8 protein-coding genes and 3 pseudogenes are annotated in these 10,025 nt (G+C 46.7%); 4 read left to right on the top strand and 7 right to left on the bottom strand.

All coding sequences use genetic code 11. The annotated features are described in order from the left end of the window. Nucleotides 1-95, top strand: a pseudogene (locus VOR_RS18265) (cytochrome b562); the annotation flags it as partial. 90 nt (nt 96-185) lie between these two features. On the opposite strand, the gene VOR_RS0104555 reads toward VOR_RS18265, so the two are convergent. The 4 genes from VOR_RS0104555 to uhpT form a co-directional block, all read right to left on the bottom strand. Then, a complete protein-coding gene (locus VOR_RS0104555; RefSeq protein ID WP_010318544.1) occupies nt 186-1,520 on the bottom strand; it encodes an MFS transporter in 1,335 nt (444 codons plus the stop codon). 19 nt (nt 1,521-1,539) lie between these two features. Next, entirely contained in the window at nt 1,540-3,075 is a 1,536-nt protein-coding gene (gene uhpB, locus VOR_RS0104550; protein ID WP_010318543.1) for a signal transduction histidine-protein kinase/phosphatase UhpB, read from the bottom strand. Then, nucleotides 3,075-3,680 carry a response regulator transcription factor UhpA gene (gene uhpA, locus VOR_RS0104545; RefSeq protein ID WP_010318542.1) on the bottom strand — a complete coding sequence of 202 codons (606 nt, stop codon included), beginning with the start codon at nt 3,678-3,680 and terminating at the stop codon, nt 3,075-3,077. Before uhpA ends, uhpB begins: the two co-directional genes overlap by 1 nt. A 195-nt stretch (nt 3,681-3,875) precedes the next feature. Beyond that, nucleotides 3,876-5,174, bottom strand: coding sequence for a hexose-6-phosphate:phosphate antiporter UhpT (gene uhpT, locus VOR_RS0104540; RefSeq protein WP_010318541.1), 1,299 nt, complete (start codon nt 5,172-5,174; stop codon nt 3,876-3,878). A gap of 344 nt (nt 5,175-5,518) precedes the next feature. On the opposite strand from uhpT, the pseudogene VOR_RS19035 reads away from it, so the two are divergent. Next, nucleotides 5,519-5,883, top strand: a pseudogene (locus tag VOR_RS19035) (hypothetical protein). A gap of 29 nt (nt 5,884-5,912) precedes the next feature. Here VOR_RS19035 and gloA2 read toward each other — a convergent pair. Next, nucleotides 5,913-6,296: an SMU1112c/YaeR family gloxylase I-like metalloprotein gene (gene gloA2 / locus VOR_RS0104530; protein WP_010318539.1), complete on the bottom strand. Its 384-nt coding sequence runs from the start codon at nt 6,294-6,296 to the stop codon at nt 5,913-5,915. 9 nt (nt 6,297-6,305) lie between these two features. Further along, complete coding sequence (locus VOR_RS0104525; RefSeq protein ID WP_010318538.1) at nt 6,306-7,229, bottom strand: LysR family transcriptional regulator; 924 nt, start codon at nt 7,227-7,229, stop codon at nt 6,306-6,308. A gap of 174 nt (nt 7,230-7,403) precedes the next feature. Here VOR_RS0104525 and VOR_RS0104520 point away from each other — a divergent pair, with 174 nt between their 5' ends. Both VOR_RS0104520 and tdh read left to right on the top strand, forming a co-directional pair. Then, a complete protein-coding gene (locus VOR_RS0104520) occupies nt 7,404-8,600 on the top strand; it encodes a glycine C-acetyltransferase (RefSeq protein ID WP_010318537.1) in 1,197 nt (398 codons plus the stop codon). After that, a complete protein-coding gene (tdh, locus tag VOR_RS0104515) occupies nt 8,597-9,628 on the top strand; it encodes an L-threonine 3-dehydrogenase (protein ID WP_010318536.1) in 1,032 nt (343 codons plus the stop codon). The genes VOR_RS0104520 and tdh overlap by 4 nt, the downstream gene beginning before the upstream one ends. 173 nt (nt 9,629-9,801) lie before the next feature. On the opposite strand, the pseudogene VOR_RS16760 reads toward tdh, so the two are convergent. Then, nucleotides 9,802-10,025: pseudogene (locus VOR_RS16760) on the bottom strand (hypothetical protein); the annotation flags it as partial.

Raw genomic sequence — 10,025 nt, 5'->3', positions numbered from 1 at the left:
AGCAAGCTCAACAAACGCTGCGGACGGTAGACGAACTGCGTGTTGAATACCACGAGCAGCGTAACCCAAGTATCTGGAAGCGCTTATTTGGTTAATCAGCTTTGTGGTCCTCTCACGATAACGTTGGATTGGCTATAACGTTCTTGGATTGGCTATAACGTTCAATGGTTAGTTCAATGGTTAGTTCAATGGTTAGCGGTGTGGTCACTGCCTGAAAACTGAGCCTGTAAGAAAGGCAGCAGTAGTAAGCCGATCACAGCGGCGCAAACAGAAATGGTGACAAAAAAACCTCGCCATTCGAATTGCTCGACAATAATGGCTAACGGGTAACCGGCGAGCGCTGCGCCCATATACGCAAATAACCCGACAAACCCAGTTGCTGCGCCAGCCGAATCTTTGTGAGAACACTCCGCGGCGGCCATACCAATTAACAATTGTGGGCCAAAGACAAAAAAGCCAATCGTAAAAAAGCCAGCGGCTTGGAATACAAACCCCGTTAACGGCATCAGCCACAGCGCTGCCACCGAAAGAAAAATACCCATTGAAAAAATCAGGTTCATTGGCCCACGGTTGCCGCCAAACAGTTTGTCTGAGCCCCAGCCTGCGACTAACGATCCAATAAACCCACCAACTTCAAACAGCGAAAGCGCGCCATTAGCCGTGATCAAATCATAGCCTTGTTGCTCGGTAAGGTAGATATTTCCCCAATCATTGATGGCAGTACGCACTATGTAGACCAGCACATAGCTCAAGGCGAGCAACCAGATGTACTTATTTCCTAGCACATATTTGTGCAAGATCTGTTTGGTGCTAAGGCCGAGGCCTTCATTTTCTTGCGCCAGTTCAAGGGCGTCATTACGCCATTGACCAACGCTGGGTAAACCTTGGGTCATTGGTTTATCACGCAATCGCCAACATAAGAAAAACCCGCCAACAACGGCTAAACAGCCCGGCACAATAAAACCTTCACGCCAACTAAAATGGAAAGTGAGAAAGCCAACCAGTAATGGGATCAATGCGCCACCCACGTTATGAGCGGTATTCCATAACGCCCACCAAAAACCACGTTCAGAGCGCGAATACCAAGTCGTCAGGAGTTTAGAGCAAGAAGGCCATCCCCAACCTTGAAACCAAGCGTTAAGAATCCAGAGTAAGATGAACATACTGATTGAGCTTGAAAAGCCAAACAGAATATTGATAAAACCGGTTGCCATTAACCATAAGCCCATAAAATAGCGCGGGTTGGAGCGGTCCGACAAAATCCCGGACAGAAATTTTGAGATACCATAGGTGATGTAAAATAACGTGCCCATGATGCCAATGTCACTCTTATCTAAACCGAGGTCAGCAATCATCGCGGGCATGGCGTAATTCAAACTTTTACGCGTGAAGTAGAAAAGCGCATAACCGACATACATTGCCACCATGATGTGAAAGCGCCAATAACGGTACTGCTGGTTAACCTCTTGCACTGATGCAAGAAGCGGTTGAGGCGGTTTAGAACGTAGAAAATTTATCATAGTGCTTTATATTCCACGATCATAAGTGGGGCAGTGTGATGGTAAGCTGAGTGCCATGCTCGCTCATATCGTGGTTGGCTGTTGTAGACTGACAGTGGCTAATAATCTGAAAGTGGCCACCCAATGCCTCGACTCGCTCACGCATCCCCCGTAACCCAAAACCGTTCAGCTGCGCTTGTGCTTTGAAACCGATGCCATCGTCGCGGATGCGCAGTGTGACATCATTTGCCAGCGAAAACTCAATCATAATGTGGCTAGCTTCTGCGTATTTCAAGGCGTTATTGAGCGCCTCTTGGCACAATCGATAAAGGGTCACTTTGGTGGCATCACTCAGTTTTTGCAGTTGAGCGGTTGAATTCCCCGTCCAAACCACTTGGGTTTGAATGCCGTGCGTCTCAAATTCAAGGTCACGCAGCAGTTGATCCAGTGCTTCGACTAGGCCTAAATCATCCAAGGTTTTGGGGCGTAAACGGGTCAGCAAACTTTTAGTTGTGTCGTAAACATTTAAAGAGAGAGACTCAATGGTTTTAGCACAATGGCTGGTGACGGGCTGAGATTCGACGCGTTGAATAATGCTGGCTTGAGTACGGATAGCGGTAATGTTTTGACCGATCTCATCGTGCAGCTCGCGAGCAATATCGCGCCGAACAGATTCTTCTGTTTTGACTAATTGGCGGGACAAATTTTGGTTACGATCAAGCTGTTGGCGCAGCTTGGTATTGAGATCTCTTTGACGCTGTACACCCATTCCCAGCAAAATGCCGGTTAAACTTTGTGCTGAAAGAGAGAGCAGGAGATCCGTGACTTCCATATTAGAGACACCACTGCGCGCCGCGATCAAGGCAATGCTATTGAGCAACGTGCCGAGCAATGCACCTTGCCAGCCGTAGCGAAACGCGAGCAAAATGATCGGAATGGCTAAACAAAATGGAGCAAAACGCCGAAGTTCATCAGGTAAACCGATTTGCAGTGCAATGCTTAAAATAAATGTCAAAGAATAGAGTAAGACGTGACGCGTGCGAAATTCGATATGGCGAGAGACTAAGTTCGCCTTCAGTGGAACCCAAGTGCTTTGGAAAAGATAATTCCAGATTAAATAGCAGCTTGGCACAATCATTAAGCCAGCTGTGATGCTGACTAACATCACCATTGACGCGGCATGGCCGTGGTAGGTGGTGGCCAGCGTATTAATGATGGCACTGGCGAGGATCAACCCGCCCATCACAATAAAGCGACGCCACTGACTTCCCTGGTAGTAGCGCTGGGCGAGCAGGTTTAATGGCAGCGTTGCGATACTGGCGGCGAGTACTGTCAGCCATTGAGGTTGTTCCATTAGCATGGCGAGCGCAATCGTCAGCCCCCATTCTGCACCATAAATAGCGGGCCAGTAACGTTGTGGACTGTGCAGCGCAGTGCCTAAACGCAGAGCAAAAGGAAAGAAGAAGATCGCCAGTTCCGGATCGTTGACAAAATAGTAGGCGATAACCCACAAGCAAAACCAACTGCAAGAGAGCAGAAACCAAGCGCAGAGTGACGTAATAAAATAGCGTGGCATTAGAATGAGTCAGAAAAATATTTCGCTAAGGCCACGTTATTGCTCACACCTAACTTATCCATGGCATTAGCGCGATGGACATGAATGGTTTTGTGGCTAAGCCCAAGCTTATTGGCGACCGTTTTCACATCCAGCCCGGCGGCCAGCATTTCACTGATTTGCCGCTCACGTTTGGTCAACTGTGCTAATAGCTTTGCCTCGCGCTTGGGAGAGGTGAGTTTAAGCGCAATATCGGGTGTTAAGTAGCAACCACCGTGGGCGCTGGTTCGTACGGCTTGGATAAGTTCATCTGGGCTACAACGTTTGCTTAAGTAGCCTCTTGCTCCAGCCTCCAAGGCTTTTTCGACCATGGCCGCAGAATCGTGAACGCTCAGCATAATGCATGCTATCCCAGAGGGGAGATCTTGCAGCAGCGACAGCCCGCTTTCATCAGGCATTGAAATATCAAGAATACAGACGTTTGCCCCCGTGCCGGGAAGCCCTGCGCGCGCTTCGGCCGCCGAGCTAAATTGGCCGACCACTTGGATGTCGTCTTCAAGGTTCATGAGTTGGGCAAAGCCTGAACGTACCACGATATGGTCATCCACTAGTGCTACTTTGATCATCACAATCCCCGCTGTTTATATTGCCTGAGTAAAAAGGGAGCCTAAATTAACGCCACAGAGGCAATTAAACAAGCAATATATCCCTTTGCTATGGATGCCATTGTAGAGGAGTCTAGCGCGTCAAAAAGGAAGGGGTGACACAATAAAACGCGACACACTCATAAAAGAGAATATCGCGTTTGATTTTGCTGGGAGTTAAGCGTTGGCCGCGGCCAATTTTAGTCTTTTCTCATGGCGGATCTTACGCTCTTCAGCGATAGCGACAAAAATTAGCAGCACGATACAGATCATCGCTGAAGTATCGAGTGCAGCAAAGGTGCCCTTAACGCCATCGGCGACACTGATCGCTTTTTTCGGCACAAAGCCAACCGCAGCAACACCAATCAGTAATTGTGGGCCAAACACAAGGAAACCTAGCACAAACAGTGACGCGAGATACATAAACTCGCTGGTGGCGTGCTGATAGAATTCGAGCGCAACAATGATGAGTCCCAATGATACACAGGCGACCAAAGCTCGGCGGCCATTGGCAAGATCAGACAGATAACCCCACATTAAAGTGCCAACTAATGCGCCCACTTCAAAGAGAGTGAAGCCTGAAATGGCTGCTTCTTTTGACAAACCAAGTTCTTGATAGGCATACACAGTCGACCACTGGTCGATGCCAATACGCACGATGTAGAGGAAGATGTTGGCAAAGCAGAGTAACCAAATCACTTTGTTTTTCAAAATGTATTCAACAAAGATCTCACGTTTGGTCATTTGGTTTTCTTCCGCAGCAATATCTTCCTCGCTGACCGCTTCATCAAACAACTCTTCGACCGTACCTAAACCGTAGGCTTCTGGAGAATCACTACCGTAACGCAAACCAATGAAACCCACCACTAATGCGATGATTGACGGGAATACGAACATGCCCACCACGTGACCATTAAAGAGATAGTTGGCACCAAACAGTGCTACGCCTGCGGCACATGCACCGCCGACATTGTGCGACATATTCCATAAACCCAAGTAGGTGCCGCGTTTATTTTTGGGCGTCCATTTGGTGATGGTGGAGTAGCTTGATGGCCCACCGGTACTTTGGAAAAAACCGCTTAGCGCATAAAAAGCAACCATTAGGAAAATGCTGACGCTTGAACCGCCCATGCTCATGCTAAATCCAAGCATGGCAATACCAGAAAGGATCAGCATAAAAGGTAGGAATTGCTTCGTGTTTTTGCCATCGGCGTAGTAAGAGACCACTGTCTTACCAATCCCGTAAGTGATGGAAAAACCAAGTCCAATCAGCCCTAGTTGTGTCATCGACAAGCCGTAGGTTGATATCATATCGTTTTGTGCAACGTTGAAGTTTTTGCGCACTAAATACATCGCCATGTAGCCAATAAACACCACAAGGTACGATTGTAAAAATGGTTTGAACCACATTTTACGGCGTTCTGCTACGGGGAGATCGAGGGTCGGTAGCCTAACCTGTTGCAAAAGTTTTAGCATGTGAAATCCTTAGAAAATCACGTCAAAGAAATCTCTGCTGTCAGTCAATTCACACCAGAGTCGAATGGCTAGCAACCGTCTGGCTGCATTATGGAGTGATTGTAAAAATCGGCTTGGCGATTGACTTGAGGGCATGGCCTAACTGAGTTAGGAATATTTCCTAGTTTGGATGGATTGATAGACAAAGCGTGAATGGAGTCACATTGATATGCATCTTGAAACATCGTCATTAAGGTAACGATTTGTAGCGAACTTGATGGCATTTGTTAAGTTTTTAGCACTGCCGCACTGTTATTTTTATCATTGCGTTATAGAGTGTCGACAAGAAAAAATTGAGTGTTGGTATGATTCGCCTAAACCGTTTTAACAGAATAATGTTGCTCACCAGCGCGCTCAGTTGGGTGTTGGTGTCGCTTATGCCTGTAAATAAACGCGCATGGCAATACGGCGGGGGTTTGGGCCACTGTGCACCATTAATGGTTTTGAGCTGGTTCAAATTGAAGAGGGAAAAGTACAGGCACAGCATACGAAACCCTGTCCCTTTGCTCATTTCTCCACCTTTCATCAAGATTCACTTCCAACGACACCTTTACTGACACGACTGAACTTGTTTGTTTCAGACAGCTACACTTTTTTGGCTCTAAGTGTACGATTTGAAAAACAAGTTCCTCGTGCGCCACCATTATTTAATCTGTTGTACTGGCGTTAGAAAATAGCCTTGATTCCTTCCACTATTCACTATTCAGAATAAAGCTCTAACGGTAAACCATCTGGGTCGGCGAAAAATGTGTATTCGTGACCAGTGAACTCATCAACGCGGATGGGCTCGACGATGACGCCTTTTTCCTCTAAATACGCTTTGACTTCACTGACACTGTCCACCACAAACGCTAAATGTCGTAGCCCTTGAGCTTCAGGGAAGCTTGGTCTTGGTGGTGTATTTGGAAATGATAACAGCTCAATTTGTCCGCCATCGGGCAGAGCAAGATCCAGCTTGTATGAATCGCGAGCGGCGCGGTAATTTTCAGCAATAACAGGCAGTCCTAAGATCTGAGTATAAAACGCTTTGGAACGTGCGTAGTCTGAACAAATAATTGCCGCGTGGTGGATTCGTTTTAGCATGATTACCCTTTATTTGTTGAGTTGGCTGACCAAATGTTCAGTGACGTAATCAATGAACACCCGCAACCTTGCTGGCATGTACTTGGTTTGCGGATATTGCATGGCAATCGAGCCGTAGTAATTACTTTTGATCGTCCAATCGGCTAATAGCCGGACGACGCTGCCTTCAACGAGCGCTTGCTGAATGACAAAATCATGGAAGATGCCGATACCTAAGCCATTTTTCACGCCGTTCAAACGCATTTGTGAGTGGTTCACTGCATAACGGCCTGAGACGGCCACTGTATGGAACTCATCTTCTTTATGAAAATCCCAGAGATGGTCACGCTCGGTTTCTGCAAGGTATAAGCAGTCATGAGCCGTTAATTCGATAGGGTGGGTGGGCGTGCCTCTGGCCGCTATATATTCTGGGCTGGCGCACAACACCAGGTGGGTTTTGCCAATTTCACGCAGTACCAAGTTTTCATCTGGCTTATCAGTCAGTTTAAACGCCACATCAATATTGTGTTTGAATAAATCGATCGCACCATCTGCAGCTCTCAGCTTAAGTTGAATTTCAGGGTATTGAGTTAGAAAAGGAAGCACAAGGGGTTGCAGAACTGAGTTCAAAAATGCTTCAGGTGCCGCAACAGTGAGTGCGCCTGCAGGTTCGGTGTGGTCAGAGGTTGAAAGCTCAACCGCTTGCTGCGCAGCGTTGACCATCAACAGACTTTGATCATAAACGCGCTTTCCTGCCTGAGTGATTAAGAGCTGGCGCGTGGTTCGCTCAAATAACTTCACTGATAGCGCTTGTTCTAAACGGGTAATCAATTTACTTAATGCTGAAGGTGTTACCCCCAGCTTTTGAGCTGCTGCCGTAAAGCTACCTTCATTGACGACGAGAATGAAAGCCGCTAAATCAGGCAGCAGGGCGATAAGACGATGCGTGATCATAATTGTATTTGTGCCTGAAGTTCACTAATGGTTTTCCATGTCATGGGATAATAGTCGTAAATGGGATCAACTAAAATACCATTAAGCGATTTTACAGTGTAAATGAAGGGTCTATTTTCGTTTAGGCTGCCCTACACCATAGCTATTGCGCTATATAAAAATAAGGACGTAGCAATGTCTTCTGCATTTTATCAACAGATCCAAAACCAGCTTGAGGAAATCAAAGCGGAAGGTCTGTATAAATCTGAACGTGTGATTACCTCGCAACAACAAGCGGCGGTCGAAATTTCTACTGGTGAAGAAGTGTTGAACTTCTGTGCCAACAACTACCTTGGTTTGGCTAATCACCCTGCGCTGGTTGAAGCGGCAAAGCAAGGCATGGACAGTCACGGCTTTGGTATGGCTTCTGTGCGTTTCATCTGTGGTACGCAAGATATCCATAAGCAACTGGAACAGAAGCTCTCTCAATTTTTAGGGAAAGAAGATACGATTCTTTACACCTCATGTTTTGATGCAAACACCGGTTTATTTGAAACTATTTTAGATAAAGAAGACGCGATTATCTCTGACGCGTTGAACCATGCCTCAATCATTGATGGTGTGCGTTTATGTAAAGCAATGCGTTTTCGTTACTCCAACAACAACATGGAAGAGTTAGAACAGCAGTTGATCGCAGCCGATGCGGCGGGCGCTCGTAATAAGCTCATCGTAACGGATGGTGTATTCTCAATGGACGGTGTAGTGGCTAACTTGCCTGCCATCTGTGACTTGGCGGATAAATACAACGCCTTAGTGATGGTGGATGATTCTCACGCGGTGGGCTTCATGGGCGCGAATGGTCGCGGCACACACGAATACCACGATGTGATTGATCGCATCGACATCATCACCGGTACCCTTGGTAAAGCCATGGGCGGCGCATCCGGCGGTTACACTTCAGGCAAGAAAGAAGTTATTGATTGGCTTCGTCAACGTTCACGTCCTTATTTGTTCTCTAATTCGGTTGCGCCAGCGATTGTTGCAGCATCGATTCGCGTGCTGGATTTACTGGCAGAAAGCGCTGCGCTTCGCGACCAACTTTGGGATAACGCCGCGCACTTCCGTACTCGTATGGAAGGCGCGGGGTTCACTATGGGTGGCGCGGATCACGCCATCATCCCGATTATGCTCGGCGATGCTATCGTTGCAGCAGAGTTTGCTGAACGAGCATTAGCTAAGGGCATTTATGTTGTTGGTTTCTCGTTCCCTGTTGTGCCCAAAGGCCAAGCTCGTATTCGTACACAAATGTCAGCCGCGCATAGCCGCGAGCAACTCGACCACGCCATTGATGCGTTTATTGCTGTTGGCCAAGAAATGGGGCTCATTAAATGAAAATTAAAGCATTATCCAAACTCAAACCAGAGCAAGGTATTTGGATGACCGAAGTGCCAATGCCAGAGCTTGGTCACAACGATCTGCTGATTAAAATTAAGAAAACCGCGATTTGTGGCACCGATGTTCACATCTATAACTGGGATGAGTGGTCACAAAAAACCATCCCAGTGCCAATGGTGGTTGGCCATGAATACGTCGGTGAAGTGGTTGGCATTGGTCAAGAAGTTCGCGGTTTTGAATTAGGTGATCGCGTATCTGGCGAAGGTCACATTACTTGCGGCCATTGTCGAAATTGCCGTGGTGGTCGTACGCACTTGTGCCGCAACACCATTGGTGTGGGCGTAAACCGCACCGGTTGTTTCTCTGAATACTTGGTGATCCCAGCGTTTAACGCATTCAAAATTCCAGAAGGGATTTCCGATGATCTGGCGTCTATTTTCGACCCGTTTGGCAACGCTGTACACACTGCGCTTTCATTCGACTTAGTGGGTGAAGATGTGCTGATCACCGGTGCTGGCCCAATCGGTATTATGGCTGCTGCGGTTGCAAAACACGTAGGTGCACGCCATGTAGTGATCACCGATGTGAACGAATACCGCCTCGATTTAGCCCGCCAAATGGGCGTAACGCGCGCAGTGAACGTTGCGGAACAAAACCTAGAAGATGTGATGAAAGAGCTCGGTATGACCGAAGGTTTTGATGTGGGCTTAGAGATGTCTGGCGTACCAAGTGCGTTCAGTGCCATGCTCAAAACCATGAACCACGGTGGCCGCATCGCTCTGTTAGGTATTCCACCGTCATCCATGGCGATTGATTGGAACCAAGTGATCTTCAAAGGCCTTGTTATTAAAGGGATTTATGGAAGGGAAATGTTTGAAACTTGGTATAAGATGGCGAGCCTGATCCAATCGGGTCTCGATATCAGCCCAATCATCACTCACCACTTCAAAGTGAATGACTTCCAAAAAGGCTTCGACATCATGCGCAGCGGGGCTTCCGGCAAAGTTATCCTCGATTGGCAGTAACTCGCTAATCCAATAAATAATAGTCGAAGGTTTTTTTGTCCCTTCGGCTATTATTTGCATTACCATTTGTTACAACATTAAACGTCTTCATTTTTTGTTTACCCCATAAATCTGGCTAGCTAAAAATATATTAAGTGTATGTATTATAATTTAATAAATGAAATATTAGATTATTAGGATATGTTAATATTATTTAAAATCCAACTGTCTATTGATTCTCCAGTTAAAATGGTAGCACCACCATACTTCTTCTTAGCATAGCTAGATAAATGATCATTTATTTTACTTTCAACTTGCTTGTTAATCTGATTAGTCACACTCATCCTCAAGTTAACATTTAATTGTCCTTGATCTAGTTTCATTTTATCTACTTCACTTCTTAGCGGGTCGTGACTCC

This window comes from Vibrio ordalii ATCC 33509 (genome assembly GCA_000257205.1).
Classification (GTDB): Bacteria; Pseudomonadota; Gammaproteobacteria; order Enterobacterales; family Vibrionaceae; genus Vibrio; species Vibrio ordalii.
Note: the sequence above shows the minus strand (reverse complement) of the source record. Positions and strands in the feature narration are given on the sequence as shown.